Origin of the sequence: Sphaerisporangium sp. NPDC005289, assembly GCF_040607455.1 — a bacterium.
GTDB lineage: Bacteria > Actinomycetota > Actinomycetes > Streptosporangiales > Streptosporangiaceae > Sphaerisporangium > Sphaerisporangium rhizosphaerae.
In genome coordinates this window covers 189,136-204,790 of the sequence record NZ_JBEXGS010000002.1, presented here as the reverse complement: position 1 = coordinate 204,790, position 15,655 = coordinate 189,136, and the positions used below count along the sequence as shown (strand labels likewise).

At 73.2% G+C, this 15,655-nt stretch carries 10 protein-coding genes; 5 read left to right on the top strand and 5 right to left on the bottom strand.

The genetic code is table 11. The features are described from left to right. Positions 1 to 54: 54 nt before the first annotated feature. The 5 genes from ABZT47_RS03740 to ABZT47_RS03720 all read right to left on the bottom strand — a co-directional run bounded on the left by ABZT47_RS03740 (position 55) and on the right by ABZT47_RS03720 (position 9,416). Positions 55 to 2,775, bottom strand: coding sequence for a lantibiotic dehydratase (locus ABZT47_RS03740; protein ID WP_354835815.1), 2,721 nt, complete (start codon positions 2,773 to 2,775; stop codon positions 55 to 57). A 131-nt stretch (positions 2,776 to 2,906) separates the two neighbouring features. Then, entirely contained in the window at positions 2,907 to 3,086 is a 180-nt protein-coding gene (locus ABZT47_RS03735; protein ID WP_354835813.1) for a hypothetical protein, read from the bottom strand. A 73-nt stretch (positions 3,087 to 3,159) separates the two neighbouring features. After that, positions 3,160 to 5,028, bottom strand: a complete 1,869-nt coding sequence (locus tag ABZT47_RS03730) for a SagB family peptide dehydrogenase (protein WP_354835811.1) — start codon at positions 5,026 to 5,028, stop codon at positions 3,160 to 3,162. A 103-nt stretch (positions 5,029 to 5,131) separates the two neighbouring features. Beyond that, positions 5,132 to 7,282: a TOMM precursor leader peptide-binding protein gene (locus ABZT47_RS03725; RefSeq protein ID WP_354835809.1), complete on the bottom strand. Its 2,151-nt coding sequence runs from the start codon at positions 7,280 to 7,282 to the stop codon at positions 5,132 to 5,134. Next, positions 7,272 to 9,416, bottom strand: a complete 2,145-nt coding sequence (locus ABZT47_RS03720; RefSeq protein ID WP_354835807.1) for a YcaO-like family protein — start codon at positions 9,414 to 9,416, stop codon at positions 7,272 to 7,274. The genes ABZT47_RS03725 and ABZT47_RS03720 overlap by 11 nt, the downstream gene beginning before the upstream one ends. A gap of 287 nt (positions 9,417 to 9,703) precedes the next feature. Here ABZT47_RS03720 and ABZT47_RS03715 point away from each other — a divergent pair, with 287 nt between their 5' ends. From ABZT47_RS03715 to yjfF, 5 genes are all read left to right on the top strand, one after another. Continuing rightward, positions 9,704 to 10,192: an SRPBCC family protein gene (locus ABZT47_RS03715; RefSeq protein WP_354835805.1), complete on the top strand. Its 489-nt coding sequence runs from the start codon at positions 9,704 to 9,706 to the stop codon at positions 10,190 to 10,192. Positions 10,193 to 10,878: 686 nt separating this feature from the next. Then, positions 10,879 to 11,868, top strand: a complete 990-nt coding sequence (locus ABZT47_RS03710) for an ABC transporter substrate-binding protein (RefSeq protein WP_354835803.1) — start codon at positions 10,879 to 10,881, stop codon at positions 11,866 to 11,868. Between the two features lie 64 nt (positions 11,869 to 11,932). Further along, a complete protein-coding gene (locus ABZT47_RS03705; protein WP_354835801.1) occupies positions 11,933 to 13,444 on the top strand; it encodes a sugar ABC transporter ATP-binding protein in 1,512 nt (503 codons plus the stop codon). Continuing rightward, positions 13,441 to 14,499, top strand: a complete 1,059-nt coding sequence (locus tag ABZT47_RS03700) for an ABC transporter permease (RefSeq protein WP_354835799.1) — start codon at positions 13,441 to 13,443, stop codon at positions 14,497 to 14,499. The genes ABZT47_RS03705 and ABZT47_RS03700 overlap by 4 nt, the downstream gene beginning before the upstream one ends. Beyond that, complete coding sequence (gene yjfF / locus ABZT47_RS03695; protein WP_354835797.1) at positions 14,496 to 15,476, top strand: galactofuranose ABC transporter, permease protein YjfF; 981 nt, start codon at positions 14,496 to 14,498, stop codon at positions 15,474 to 15,476. The genes ABZT47_RS03700 and yjfF overlap by 4 nt, the downstream gene beginning before the upstream one ends. Positions 15,477 to 15,655 lie beyond the last annotated feature (179 nt).

The window sequence follows — 15,655 nt, the reverse complement described above, 5'->3', positions numbered from 1 at the left end:
GGCCAGTCCCCGCCTCCCGGCCAGTCCCCGCCTCCGGGCCCGTCCGCGTTCCGGTCATCGGCCGGGGCCTTCGGAGAGCTGGACGACGTACTCGGTGACGCGTCGCCCGGTCCCGTACAGCGGGGCGTCGGCCGGGTCGGGCAGGGCCTCTTCCAGCACCATCAGCGCCTCCGGGTCGCGCAGCGAACGCAGGAACCCGGTCAGCAGCAGCATGTCGGTCACATCGACGTACATCGGCTTGCGGTCCTTGCTCAGCAGCCCCACCAGCAGACCGTCCCCGAGGCCGACCACCCGGGCGAAGAACCGGCGGGGCACGCCGTGCGACTCCAGCCACGCGGCCAGCCGCGGCAGGTAGGCCGCCTCGCCCTCGCCCTTGGCCGGCACGGGGAACTCGCCCGCCCGCAGCCGCCAGGCCGTCCGGCCGAGCGTCACGCGCCCGACGTCCATCCGGGGCCAGCGTTCCACCTCGCCCTCGGCCGGCGTCTCGCCCCGGGTGCGGAACACCCACCCGGGCACCATCGCGACGGAAGGCTCGCCGAACGCCCGCACGAGGAACTGCAACCACGGCGGCAGCCAGTGCTGGGCGGTCATCCCGAGGTGGACCGGCCGTACGGCGCGGCCCTCGCCGTCGAGCAGCGCGAGCCGGTCCCGCACGGGGTCGTAGACGGCCGTCAGGTCGGCGGGCGCGAGGAGCGGCAGCCCGGCGTCCCCGGCCGTGAAGGGGTGGTCGAGGGACAGGTCGGCCGTGGCCGGGCGCACGTTGAGCCCGCCGCCCACCAGCCCTCGGCACTCGGCGACCAGCACCTCGCGCTGAGCGGCCCGCAGCTCCGCGGCGGGCGGGGCGTCCCCGCCGGCCAGCGTGACCAGCCGGTGCAGGCGCGACAGCCCCCGGCCGTATCCGGCGGACACCGAGTTGACGACGGCGCGCACGCCGTCCGGCCCGTCCGGCACGGCCTGCAGGTAGCAGCAGATCGAGCCGGGCGGCCGGACGAAGCGTGGCCAGGAGGCGGCGAAGCCGGACAGGCGGCCGGCGGTGACGTCGACCACGGCCTCCCGCGCCGAGGGGCCGGCCCCGGCCAGGTCCCAGAACCGCCGCCGCAGCTCCGACAGCTCGCGCAGGCCCGGCGGGGCCTGCTCGCCCGGCGTCGCGCGCGGGACCGCCACCGGGTTGCGCAGCATCTCGCGCAGCAGCGCGCCGCCGGTCCCGGGAGTCGCCGCGTGCACCTCGCGGTAGAGGTCGAGGGCCCGGATCCGGCCGCCGGCGCCGTGCCGGCCGAGGAAGAAGGCGGTGGCGGCGATCTTGACGGGCAGGTCGGGATCGAACAGGCCGATCAGCCCGCGCACGGCGTCGAGGTCGTCGCACACCCCGCTCCAGGCCGCGGCGTCCAGCCGTCCCGCGACGCCGGGGATGACGGCGCTGTGCCAGAGCAGGTTCTTGGCCGGCAGAGACGGCCCGCCCGTCCCGGCCGGCAGCACCTCCTCCAGGACCTCCCGCACCACGGCGGCCGGATCACCTTCCGGATCACCTTCTGGGCCGCCTTCCGGACCGGTGGCCGGACCGCCTTCCTGACGGCCTTCCGGGCCGGCGGCCGGCGGTGGTGTCGTGAGGCGGCCGGTGTGCCGTGAGGCGGCGGGGTGCCCGGGCAGCCGCCGCAGGGCCTCGGCGGCCCGGCCGACGGGCGCCGCGTGGGGTGAGGCGCCGTCCTCGGCGAGCCAGGACGCCAGCCGTCCCACAGGGTCGGCCGACTGCTCGTCGTACGGTGGCACCAGCTCAAGCAGGCCCGCGTCGACCAGCGGCTCGATCCCGGGGGCGTCGGCGATCGTGGGGAAGGGGTGCCCGCCCACCCAGCCGAGCGCCTGACGCACGCCGGGGCTCGCCGGCACGCTGGACAGCGGTTCGGTGGGTCCGGGGCCGAGGAACCAGACCCGTCCGCCGCCGTCCGCCGCCGACGGGTTGATCCGCAGCCGCGCGCGCCGCCGCACGGAAGGATGCCGGGCGAGCGCGGCCCACAACGGGCGCAGGACGGCCCGGTCCAGCTCGGCGACCTCGTGCCACAGCGGCTCGCCGCAGGTCTCCACGGCGGAGCCGCCCGCCGTCCAGCGGCCGAGCCCGCTGAGGGTGAACGTGGCGTACGGGCTGGTCTTGACGGTCGCCCTCGCCAGGTACCTCGCCAGCCGCAGCAGTTCCTGCCGGTCCGGCGGGCGGTCCGCCGGCCCGGCGAGCCAGGCGTCGAGGCGGGCGGCCAGCACCGGGCTGCCCTGGGAGAGCCCGCGCCGGAAGCCGTCGTCGGCGACCGCCTCGCGCAGCAGCGCGACCTTCTCCCGGGACTCCTCCGCCAGCACGGCGGGCAGCGCGTCCCGCAGCGCGTCCGCGCGGTCCCTGCGGGCGGTCCACTCCCTGACGCGCGCGGCGAGCTCCTCGGGCAGGGCGGCCAGCACCTCGGCCGAGACGGCCCGGCCGGACGGGCGGCGCCCGGAGTACACCGCGCGCCGCAGCGCGACCAGGCCGGACTTGAGCGGCCCGCCCGCCGTGCCGCCGATCACTTCGTGCAGCGGGGCGGACAGCTCGGCGCCCTCCCGCCTCAGCCACGCCGAGATCTCCGCGAGCTCGTCCACGAGCTCCCAGGTGCGGGTGCAGCGCATCCGGTCCAGCCCCGCCAGGGACAGGCCCGCGACGCGGACCGCGAAGACCGGCGACACGGCATAATCTCGACAGGCGAGCCATGCCGGGTCGCCGCCCCCGCCTGCGGGGGCGGACTGCGCTACGTGGGTCAACGGAAACGCGCTCCTCGTGTGGTTCGCCGGGGGGCCGAGGGCGCCCGTGGAGTGGGCGCCCTCGGCCCTGCTCATCTCACCGGCGTGCCCGTGGGCTCACCGGTCCTGATATTCGGTCGTGCCCTGCCGCTCTACGCCTCGGGGGCCCAGCAGCTGGTGGCCGACAGGTAGGACGAGCAGTAACCGGTGTAGGAGGAGGCGCCGGTCTCGATGGTGCCGTGGCCCTCCACGACGATGGAGTCGGCGGACAGCACGTCGATGGAGTCGACCTCGAGACCGCGCAGGTCGAGGTTCAGGTTGTTGTTGGACATGTCGTTCTCCTTCTGCGAAAGATCATTTGCGGTTTCGATCACGTACCGGCCGCGGACCACGGGGTCACGGCCGTCATCGGGGGATGGGCCTCACCTCCTCGCGTGCGCCGGGCGGGATCTGGCGGGCCAGGAGCGGCCCGCCGGTCAGGGGCGTGCCCGTCGCCAGGAACGACAGGCTCCGCAGCGGAGTGGCGGCGATCCCGAGCACCTCGTCGGTGGTGTCGTTGGCGCCGTCGGAATGGATGCGCGCGGCCAGGCCGAGCGCGGCGGCGGCCAGGGCCGCGCGATGGACGACCAGGCCCGCCTCGATCTGCTGCAGGCGGTACCAGCGGTCGCCGAACAGGTCGATGCCCGCCAGCGGGTCGCCCACGGGGACGAGCGCGGCGGCGGCCCCGCGCAGCGCGACGCGGGTGTTGGGCAGCAGGCGTGCGCCGGCCACGGCGGCCACCCGCTCCGCGCCGGCGACCTCGACCAGCTCCCGCCGCTCCGGGTCGTACCAGTACCCGCCGGGGGGCACTCCGTCCACCCGCAGGGCCAGCAGGCACAGGGCGGTCGCCGCGGGCCCCTCCCCGGCATCGGGCAGGTCGGCGGGGTAGCCGCCGGCCGCGGCCGCCAGGATCGCGCCGAGCGCGCCTCCCGGGAGGGCGACCGGCCGGTACCCGGCCGTCGGGGACGCCCGGCGCGGCACCCCGGCCGCCAGGCGCACTCCGGGCGCCGGCTCGGGGAGGGGGATGACGGTCCCGGTCCTTGCCGGCGGACGCGGCCGCAACCGGCTCGCCCCGCAGGACGGGGCGGCATCGGGCGACGGTACGGGAGCTGAGGACGGTGCGGGACCTGAGGACGGTGCGGGGCCTGAGGACGGTGTGGCCAAGGATGCCGGGGCGGCGGCCCCGGGGGAGGGGGCGGGGCGGTGGGCGGCCGTACCGGCGCGGTGCAGGCCGGCGGCGGGACCGTCGGGCATCGGCAGGGGGAGCGGCGTGCTCTCCTTCGCCACCACCCCCGAGAGCGGCGAGACCTGCCGCTGAGACGGACGCGGGGGCGAGAGCGGCGCGGCGTCGTCCGAGCCCGAGAGCGATGAGGCCGCTGATGCGGCGGTGGGCGGCAGGGTGAGCGCGAGTACGGCCAGCGCGGCCTCGCGCGCGCCGTCGAGGCCGAGCAGACGGTCGAGGTCCGCGTCGGGGAAACGCAGGCGGGCGCGGGCGGTCATGCCCAGCCGCCCGGCGACGGCCATCGCCTGGGCGAGCAGGACGCCCGTCTCCTGGCAGATCAGGCGGTAGCCGAAGTCGCCGTACTTGAACATCGACCGCCAGAACACCGCCGACAGCACGAGCGTGACGTCCGGCGTCGCCGGATCCGCGAGCAGGCCGCTCAGGGCCGGGATGTGGTCGCCCTGCCGCACCCGTTCCAGAGCGTGGTGCACCGGGTCGTAGTGGTACAGGGCGGCGGGCAGGCCGGCCACGCGCGCCTCCCCGGCCGCGACGTACGCCTCGATGGGGTACAGCCCGCCCCCCGAGGGCGCGGGACGGCCGACGAGGAGCATGGGCGGCCCGCCGAGCGGATCGCCGAGGTCGTCCAACTCGTGCGACCACACGAGTCTGGCCACGCCGAGCAGCTCCCGCAGCAGCTCGCCGACCAGGTCGAGCGCGGGGCCGTTCCGGGGGTCGGTCCGGCCGGGCGGGTCTAGGGCCGTGTCGCTCCGGATGTTCGTCTGGCCGGGCGGGTCGAGGGCCGCGTCGTCTCCGGTGGCCCCTTCACCGGCCGGGTTCGGGGGCGCGTCGTTCCGGGTCGTCCAGGGCAGGACGGTGCGCTCGGCGTCCGGGTACCGCTTGTGGCGGGTGGGGGCGTTGGCGCGGTCGATGGACAGCGGCCCCCGGTTCCGCATCGCGGCCAGGTAGAGGCGGGTGGCGTCGCCGGGGGCGCCCGTCGCCGTGGTGCCGTGCATCCGGTCTGCCTCTCTTCCTTCGCCGGTCCTGCGAACTCCTGGTGTGCGGACTTTCGATGCGCGCATTCCTGGTGCTGGTGCGGTGGTCGAGGCCTGGCCGTGGTCAGGGGAAGGGGTGAGGGTAGGGGTTCAGCTCGTCGGGCCGCAGTTCGTCGTCCCGGTAGCCGAGCCTCCGGGGCAAGGACAGCAGCCGGGGCAGGCCGTGGGTGCGCCGGTGCCGGTGCCCGAACGTCATCGGCATCGCTCCCGGCACGATGACCTTCGCGCCGGAGAAGCCGCCCGCCCGCGCCTCGGGAGAGGTGATGTCGACGGCGATGACGTCGAGCCCGCTCGCCAGGTAGCGCCCGGCCAGCTCGGCCAGGTCCGCCGTGAGGTCGTCGTGCTCGGGCCAGCCCAGCCGGGCCGTGACGTCCGCCACCGTGAGCGCGGGCCCGTCGAGCGGGAGGAAGCCCAGGCGCCCGAACGCCTCGGGGTGGCCGTACAGCAGGGGATGGTGCTCCAGCAGCCGCACCTCGCCGGAGTCGGCCGCCAGCCGGGCCGCCTCCCGCGGGTCGTACCGCTCGATGTGCCCCTCCAGCATCGGGCCGAGGTCGTCCAGCGCCCGGCGCAGCGCCCGCTCCGGCGACAGGTGGGCGGCGGTGCCGCACAGCGCCCGCGGCCGGTCCGGCCGGCCCGTCGCCTCGACGGCCATCACCCAGAACACCGGCACCCGTTGCTCCAGCATGGCGACGAAGGCGTGGACGTCGTACCCGAGCCGGTCCCGCACCCGCTGGGCCAGCATGGGGATGCGCCGGTCGGCCGCCGACGCCAGGTCGACACGCGGGATGGGCATCCGGGCGTACCAGGTGGTGAGGAACGCGTCCCGCTCGGCCACCTCCAGCAGCCCGTACAAGATCGCCTCCGCCGGGTTGCCGCCGAGGGCGCACCCGTTGGAGCATTCGTAGGCGAACCCCAGGTCGCCGGCCGGACGAGGCCCGAAGTAGGCGTAGCTCTCCGGCACCAGCACCGGTTCGTCGCGGCGGAAGGAGTACGCCCACACCCATGCGGTGGGCCGCTCGGGATGAAAGCGGGTGAACCAGAAGTCGGGCTGGTCGTACCAGCGGTCGGGGTAGAGGCCCAGCGTCCGCGGGTCCAGGGCGCGGCCGGCGAGGTCTGCGTACGCGGCGCGCACGGCGGTCCGCCTGCCGCGCGGATGGATGCCCGCGATCCGCTCCAGGGCCTCGGCGATCGCCGTGGCCCGCGCGGAGGGGAAGTCGTCGCTGCGGCCGTACCCGTGGTGGCTCTCGTGCGCGGTCCGCGCCGGGCTGAGCCGGGCGACCGCCATGGGGCCGCCCCCGCGCTCCTCGGCGACCAGGGCCTGAACGATCCCGGTCTCCGGGTCGACGAACCGCCGTTCCAGCTCGGCCGCCCTGCCGCTGATGCCGCCGACGCGGAAGGACGCCGGGTGCGGCTTGGGCGCCGGCTCGGGGATGTAGCGGCCGGCGTGCGGGCCGTCGTCCGGCCTGGCGCCGCAGTCCGGGCACAGCGGGTCGGGCAGGAACCCGTGGCGGCGCACCAGGCCCGTCGGCACGTGGATTCTGAGCAGCGCGCCGGCGGTCCGCGCGGACGCGGGGTCGCGGCGCAGCCGGTCGGCCTCGTCGGCCACCAGCGCCGCCACCGTCCTGGCGAGGAGCGGGGTGAGCAGGGCGCAGGGCCGGGTGTCCAGCTCCGCGCCGTGCCGCTCGCGCAGCGCGTCGCGTCCCACCGCGTCGGGCCGGTTGCCGGCGCGCCGCCGCGCGACGCAGGTCGGGCAGCCGGGGGCGGCCGGGCGCACCGCCGGGCCGATCAGCACCCAGCCCGCGTCGACCCGGACCGGCAGCCACGGCACATCCTGCTCGGCCGCCCGCCGCGCCACCGCGGGATAGGACCGGACGTCATCGGCGTCGGTCGCGATGACGATCGCCCCCACCCCACGGCCGGCGGCACGACCGGCGAGATCGGCGGCGCCGGAGAGATCGGCCGGACGGGAGAGACCGGCTGGACGGAGAAGGTCGGCCGGACGGGGAAGGCCGGTGGGCCCGGAGAGATCGGCGGTGTCTGGGAGATCGGCGGCGAGGGCCGCGAGATCGGACCGGCCGCGCGGACCGGCGGGACCGGCGGGACCGGCGGCCATGAGGCGGGAGCGGATCGCCGCGAACAGCCTGCCCGTTCCCAGCACCGTCACCGGACCAGGAGGCTCGGCGGGCGCGGTCGCCGGAGCGGTGTCAGTCGTCAAGGAGCACGACCTGGGTGACGAAGGGGAGCAGCCGGGACGCCTCGGGGTCGCCGTCCAGCGGCACCGCGACCGGCACCCTGCCGGCCGCGCGCAGGGCCCGCGTCATCACCCGCACGGCCTCCTCCGGGTCGCCGGACGGCGCCCACAGGGGGCGCGCGGCGGAGTACGCGCTCTGCCGTTCGGCACGGGACTGCCAGGCCAGCAGCAGCCGCTCCAGGCCGTCCCGCAGGGCGGCCTGCGCCGTGGCCGCCGCCGACACCAGCACCGCCCCGCCCGGGACGGTGAAAGCGTGCGCGGGCACCCCGAGGATCGACGTGCAGTCGCGGACGTCCAGCGGCACCCCGGCCAGCCGGAGCCGGCGCGCCAGGGCCCCCGCCACCGGATCGGACAGCAGACCGGCCGGCGGGTCGGCCGCCGGGCCGGCGACGAAGTCGGTCGTCAGGTCGGAGGGCGCGCCAGGTGTGCCCGCGGTGCCTCCTGTCAGGCGGGCGACCAGCAAGGACTCGACGTGGGCGCGGAGTCCGGCGGCGAGCGCCTCCGGCCAGGTGAGGCCGGCTCCGGTGCCCTCGGGAGCTCGGAGCATGCCGGTCCCGGTGAGCCGCAAGGCCGCCACGGGGACCGCGCGCGGCCGGCCCTCCGGCAGCTCCACCCCCCACACGACGCCCTGGCCTCCAACGTCCCCGCCCCTGGCGTCCCGGCCTGCGACGTCCTCACGCTCGGCGTCCCGGCGTGGGACGTCCTCGTTCCCGCCGTCCTGACCTGGGACGTCCTCGTTCCCGCCGTCCTGGCCCATGGCGTCCCGGTCTGCGGTGTGCGGTCCGTCGGAGTCCGCGGCGGCGAGGACGCCGTAGGTGGCCAGCGCGGCGAGCAGGCAGCGCAGCCGCGCCGTCCGGCGGTCCTCGCCCCATCCGACGACCTGCGGGGGCGGCGCCCACCCGGGCAGCGCGCCCAGCGGGTCGGAGACCGTCGCCTGACAGACCGGGAGCGGGGTCTGCGCCAGTCCTTCCTCGTCCAGCGCGCCGATGAGGCCGAGCCGGGAGTCGATCGCCACCGCCGCCCGGTCCGGCAGCTCGCCCGCGCCGACCGCCGTGGCCGACGCCAGGGACTCGGCCAGCGCCCGCGCCGCCTCGGGGCCACGGGCCCGCCGGGTGACGACACGAGGATGGGGGACGAACCGGTGCGGAAAGGTGTCCAGGTTGCGCAGGTCGACCCGGGTGAGCGCGGGCTCGGGGGCGGCGCCGACGGCGTCCAGGCCGGTCAGGTGGGAGAAACAGGCCAGGGCCGGCATGGCGGCGACGACCTCGGGCAGCGGGCCGACCAGCAGGTTCTCGCCGGATGCGGCCGGGGTCGCGGCCGGCAGCGCGGCCAGCCGGTGCCAGCCGGACTCGACGGCCGTCACCGACGGCCTGCCCACCTGGCTGAGCCACACCTCCGCGGGGCGCACCAGGGCCTGGCCCGCGGGGATGCCGGCCGCCTCGCAGGCGCGGGCCGTCCGCACGAGCGCGCCGATGTCCGTGCTCACCTGGAGCAAAACGTCGGCGTCGTTGGCGATGACGTCGGGCAGGGACGCGCCCGGGACGATCCGCACCTCCTGCGCGGGATCGCGGCGGGCCTCCTCCACCGTCCGGCCGATCGCGGCGGGGCCGGGGCCGGCCACGCTGATCCGGCGCCAGCCGGTGCCGACGCACGCGGCCAGCAACGCCGTCAGCAGCGGCCCGTCACCGGCCAGCACCAGCCGGGAGCCGCGAAGCCGCTCGAACCGCCATTCCGGGGAGTCGAGCACGTAGCCGATGAAGGCGATCTCCTCGGCGTACACGCGGCGCTCGTCCTCGGTCAGGCCGTGCGGCCGCGAGCGGCGCGCGTCCACGACGAACCGCTGCTCCGCCAGCCGGCGCACCAGGTTCTCCACCATGTCGCGCTTGTCGCCCGGCAGTCGCTCGGTCAGCTCGGCCAGGGTGTGCTCCCCGGTGAGCGCCGGGGCGAGCCTGCTGAGCCACGCGTACGCCTGGCGGCCCCGCAGCACGCATGCTCCGTAGTCGCTGTGCACGTAGACCCCGTCCGGACTCTCGACGAAACGCACGTCGTCCGACAACCGTGGCCGCATCGCCATATCGGCGCGTGGGAGCGCTCCCATGGGCCCTAATATTAAGATCCTATGACCGAAATGTAAATCTTCCGCACGTCGCCCATCATGTGTAGAATCACGCGAATTTCGGATAGGGGTAAGCCGTAATTCACAGTTCCCTATCGGAAGTACATGGAGAATCGGCTGTCCGATTTGTCGATGTCGGACGGCGTGCGGGCGCTGTTGGGTTCGTGTCGGCATCGGGCGCGTGACTCGTCCTCGAAACATCATCGATGGTGCTATATGGGACGATCGGCCGGATCGGGGGGAATTCGGAGGCCGAGTAAGGTCGGCCCATGTACTCGACGCAGGTCTCTCAGCACGTGAACGCGCCCCGGTCGGCCGTCTACCAGGCGCTGGTGAATGAGGACGCGATCGCGAAATGGCGGGTTCCGGAGGGCATGAGGAGCCACGTCCACGAGTTCGACGCCAGGGAAGGCGGGGGATTCCGGATCTCGCTCACCTATGACGCGCCCGGGCCGACCGGCAAATCGGCCTCGCACACCGATACCTACCACGGCCATTTCGCGCGGCTCGTTCCGGACGAGCGCACGGTGGAGGTCTTCGAGTTCGAGACCGGCGATCCCTCGCTGCGCGGCACCATGACGATGACGACGACGCTCGCCGACGCCGGCGGCGGCACCGAGGTCGTCATCACGCACGACGGGATCCCCGACGGCGTGCCCCCTGCCGACAACGAGATGGGGACGCGGATGGCGCTGGCGAAGCTCGCCGCGCTCGTCGAGGAGGGCCGGTCCCCGGCTCCCGGCGCGACCGCCGAGTAGGCCGGGCGCGCGGGGGACGCCGGTCGCGCCGGGGACGCCGGGGACGCCGGGGGACGAGGTCGGCGCCGAGCGGGCGGAACGCGGAAGCCTTGGCGCCGGCAATGCCGGTGACCGGGCCTTTTCCTTGCCGGTCCTCCCCGTTTCGTCCTTTTTGGTGGATTTCGTCCGTCCCGCTCACCCGCCGATCCGTGCATGTCGGCACTTCCCCGATCGGGCGACCGGCCGCCGAATACGACCCGCGCCGACGGGCCGTTTCGGTGTGATCAGACCGTGACCGGCGTTACCTTGACGACAAGTGCTGTTAACGCTCACAGTCGTGCCAGGCCGATTGAGAGGAGTAGCCGGTGGGACCAAGCGCCGGGTGCCGCCCGTCCGTCATGGTGGACATGGCGAAGGCGGCCGGCGTTTCGCACCGGGCGGCGTCGCGGGCCGGGTTCACGGGCCCGCGAGCTCTCCTTTCACGACCATCATGCAGAAACTCGGGGCCGTGGGCAGGCACGGCATCGACGTGCTTCTCCGGCCCGCCGCGGCGGAGGATCCGTGCGCGGGTGAGCGCGACGTGATCTGTTCCGTCACCCGTGGCCAGGAGGGATGCGGCGATCGTATGCCGGCCGTCCATGGGAGTTACACGCATGGTTGACGCGGTTTCGCCGTGTTAGCGTTAACATCCAGAAAGGAAACCCCCCGTGTATAAGAAGATCTCGGCACTGGTGCTGGCCGGTGTCACGACGCTGGTCATGGCAGGGTGCGGCAGCGGTTCGGGCGGCACGGACAGTGCCGGCACGAGCGGCTCGGGCGACAAAAAGATCGTCATGGGCTTCGCCCAGGTCGGCGCGGAGAGCGGCTGGCGCACGGCCAACACCAAGTCGATCCAGGAGTCCGCCAAGGAGGCGGGCATCGAGCTGAAGTTCTCCGACGCCCAGCAGAAGCAGGAGAACCAGATCAAGGCGATCCGCTCCTACATCCAGCAGAAGGTGTCGGTCATCGCCTTCTCGCCGGTGGTGGAGTCCGGCTGGGACACCATCCTCAAGGAAGCCAAGAACGCCAAGATCCCGGTCATCCTGACCGACCGGGCCGTGGACTCCCCCGACAAGAGCCTGTACAAGACCTTCCTCGGCTCCGACTTCGTCGAGGAGGGCAAGAAGGCCGGGCAGTGGCTGGTCGACCAGTACAAGGACAGCAAGGACCCGGTCAACATCGTGCAGCTCGAGGGCACGACGGGCTCCGCCCCGGCCAACGACCGCAAGGCCGGCTTCGAGCAGGTCGTCACCGATCCCAAGTTCAAGGTGATCGCCTCGCAGACCGGTGACTTCACCCGGGCCAAGGGCAAGGAGGTCATGGAGGCCTTCCTCAAGGCCAACCCCAAGATCGACGTGCTGTACGCGCACAACGACGACATGGCCCTCGGCGCGATCGAGGCCATCGAGGGCGCGGGCAAGGTGCCGGGCAAGGACATCAAGATCATCTCGGTGGACGCCGTCCACGACGGCATGCAGGCGCTGGCCGACGGAAAGATCAACTACATCGTCGAGTGCAGCCCGCTGCTCGGCCCGCAACTCATGGACCTGACCAAGAAGGTCCTGGCCGGCGAGGAGGTCCCCGCCCGGGTCGTGACCGAGGAGACGACCTTCACCCAGGACCAGGCGAAGCAGGCGCTCCCCGAGCGCAAGTACTGATACCGCGCCGGGCCGCCCCGTCCAACCGGGGCGGCCCGCCGGCTGAGGAGGAGAGGGGCGCCTGATGGACGCACCCGCGCCGATCCTGCGCATGAGGGGGATCGGGAAAGAATTCCCCGGCGTGAAGGCGCTGGACGGGGTGGACTTCCGGCTGTTGCCCGGCGAGGTCCACGCCCTCATGGGAGAGAACGGCGCCGGCAAGTCCACCCTGATCAAGGTGCTCACCGGCGTGTACGAGATCGACGCCGGCGAGATCGAGCTGGAGGGCCGCCAGGTGGCCTTCTCCACCCCGCTCGCCGCGCAGCAGGCCGGCATCAGCACCGTGTACCAGGAGGTCAACCTCTGCCCGAACCTCTCGGTCGCCGAGAACATCTTCATCGGCCGTGAGCCCCGCCGCCTCGGCCGCATCCGGTGGAAGGAGATGCGGCGCCGGGCCGCCGAGCTGCTGAAGCGCCTGGACCTCGACATCGATGTCGCGGCCCCGCTCTCGGCGTACTCGCTGGCCGTCCAGCAGATGGTGGCCATCGCCCGGGCCGTGGACATCGACGCGCGGGTCCTCATCCTCGACGAGCCCACCTCCAGCCTCGACGCGAGCGAGGTCGCCCAGCTGTTCCGGGTGATGCGGCGGCTGAAGGAGCAGGGCATCGCGATCCTGTTCGTCTCGCACTTCCTGGACCAGATCTACGAGATCGCCGACCGGATGACGATCCTGCGCAACGGCCGGCTCGTGGGGGAGCACCTCACCAGCGAGCTGAGCCAGGTTGACCTGGTCGGCAAGATGATCGGCCGCGAGCTCGCCGACCTGGAGCGGCTGGAGGGCAGGCCGCCGGCCCGCGAGGGCGCGCGGCTGGTGGAGGCGGACGGCCTGGGCCGCACCGGGGCCATCGAGCCGTTCTCGCTGACCATCCACCAGGGCGAGGTGGTGGGCCTGGCCGGGCTGCTCGGCTCCGGGCGCACCGAGATCGCCCGGCTGCTGTTCGGCGCCGACCACGCGAGCACCGGATCGCTGCGGATCGACGGGGAGCCGGTCAACCTGCGCACCCCCTGGGCGGCGATCAACCGCAAGTTCGCGTTCTGCTCGGAGAACCGGCGCGAGGAGGGCGTGGTGCCCGACCTCACCGTGCGGGAGAACATCGTCCTGGCGTTGCAGGCCGCCCGCGGCTGGACCCGGCCGATCCCCCGGCGCAGGCAGGACGAGCTGGTGGCCAAGTACATCACCGCCCTGAACATCCGCCCCGCCGCCCCTGAGCTGCCGGTCAGGAACCTCAGCGGCGGCAACCAGCAGAAGGTGCTGCTGGCCCGCTGGCTGATCCTGGAGCCTCGCCTGCTCATCCTCGACGAGCCCACCCGCGGCATCGACGTCGGCGCCAAGGCCGAGATCCAGCGCCTGGTGGCCGAGCTGTCCGACGGGGGGATGGCCGTGCTGTTCATCTCCGCCGAGCTGGAGGAGGTCCTGCGCCTCAGCCACAAGGTGGCCGTGCTGCGCGACCGCAGGCTCGTCGCCGAGGTCGACAACGACGAACGGTTGACCACCGACGTCCTGACGGAGACGATCGCGAGCGGAGGCGCGTCATGACCGAATACCTCAGATCGTTCCTCAGACACCGCCTGTTCTGGCCCGTCATGATCCTGGTGGCACTGCTGCTGCTGAACCTGGTCTTCACCGACCACTTCTTCAACGTCGAGATCAAGGACGGGCACCTCTACGGCAGCCTGATCGACATCGTCCGGTTCGGCGCGCCCCTGATCCTGGTGGCGCTCGGCATGACGCTGGTGATCGCGACCAGCGGCATCGACCTGTCGGTGGGTTCGGTCGTCGCGATCTCCGGGGCCCTCGCCTGCCTGCAGATCAGCGACCTTCGCGACCAGAACTCGGTGGGCGGCGTGATGGGGGCCGTGGGCATCGCCCTGGCTCTGTCACTGGTGCTCGGAGTGTGGAACGGCCTGCTCGTCGCGGGCGTGGGCATCCAGCCCATCATCGCGACGCTGATCCTCATGGTCGCCGGCCGCGGCCTGGCCCAGCTCATCACCGGCGGCCAGATCATCACCATCAACAGCTCCCCGTACAAGCTGATCGGCGGCGGCTACTGGCTCACGGTGCCCTTCGGGATCCTCATCGTGCTCGCGGTGCTGGCGCTGACCGCTTTCCTCACCCGCAGGCTCGCCCTTGGCATGCTCATCGAGTCGGTCGGCGGTAACGCCCAGGCGAGCCGGCTGGCCGGCATCCGGGCACGCGGCGTGATCCTCACCGTCTACACCTTCTGCGGGCTGTGCGCGGGCATCGCCGGGCTGATGATCAGCTCGAACGTCTCCAGCGCCGACGGCAACTACGCCGGCCTGTGGATCGAGCTGGACGCGATCCTGGCCGTGGTGATGGGCGGCACATCCCTGTCCGGCGGCCGGTTCTCGCTCGGCGGCACGGTGATCGGCGCGCTCATCATCCAGACGCTGACCACGACCATCTACTCGATCGGCGTGCCGCCGGAGACGACGCTGCTGTTCAAGGCGCTCGTGGTCACCATCGTCTGCCTGGTCCAGTCCCCGGCCTTCCGCGCGAAGGTCTTCCACCGCCGCAGGCGGCCCGCCGGCGCGTCTCCGGTGGCAGAAGAGAAGGTGAGGGTCACGGCATGACCATCGCGACACTCCTGGGCCCATCCCCGGTGCCGCGCAAGTACGTCCCCGTCCTCGTCACGGCCGGGCTGTTCATCGCCATGTTCATCTTGGGCGGCATCAGGTACGACGGGCTGGCGAGCGGGCAGGTCATCCTCAACGTCTTCATCGACAACGCCTTCCTGCTGGTCGTCGCGGTCGGCATGACGTTCGTGATCCTCACGGGCGGCATCGACCTGTCGGTCGGCTCGGTGGTGGCGCTGTCCACCATGGTCGCCGCGACGTTGCTGAAGCAGGGCTGGTCGCCGTGGACGGTGATGGTGCTCGTCCTGCTCATCGGCTCGGTCCTGGGCCTCGGCATGGGCGCGATCATCCACTATTTCGAGATCCAGCCGTTCATCGTGACGCTCGCCGGGATGTTCCTGGCCCGCGGCCTGTGCTACACGATCGGCACCGCGTCGATCCCCATCGACGAGCCCACGTTCACCGCCATCGCGCAGACGCAGATCAACCTCGGCGGCGACATGTGGATCTCGCCCAGCGTGGTGATCGCGGCCGTCGTGGTGGTCGTCGCGACCTACGCGCTCCACTACACACGGCTCGGCAGGAACGTCTACGCCACCGGCGGCAGCGAGCAGTCGGCGCTGCTCATGGGCCTCCCGGTGGCCCGGACGAAGATCGCGGTCTACACGATCAGCGGCTTGTGCTCGGCCCTTGGCGGCCTGCTCCTGTCGTTCTACATGCTGTCCGGCTACGGTCTGCACGCGGTGGGCATGGAACTCGACGCCATCGCCGCCGTGGTGATCGGCGGCACGCTGCTGACCGGCGGCACCGGCTATCTGCTCGGCACCGTGCTGGGAGTGCTGGTGCTCGGGCTGATCCAGACGCTCATCAGCTTCGACGGCACGCTGAGCTCCTGGTGGACGCGCATCTTCATCGGGCTCCTGCTGTTCGTCTTCATCCTCATGCAGCGCCTGATCACGGCCAGGAGGCGGTGACCGCCGAGCCGGCGGGCGCCGCGGTGTGACGCGCGGAACGGCCGCCCCCTATGCCGGCGCGTCTGGGCAGCATAGGGTCTCTCGGGCCCGTCCGGACGGCCGGCGAGCGGCGGTGTCACGTGTTCATCGCACTCTGGTCACATTCGCCGGAGGTCAGGGGAACGGGCCTTCGTTCCCGT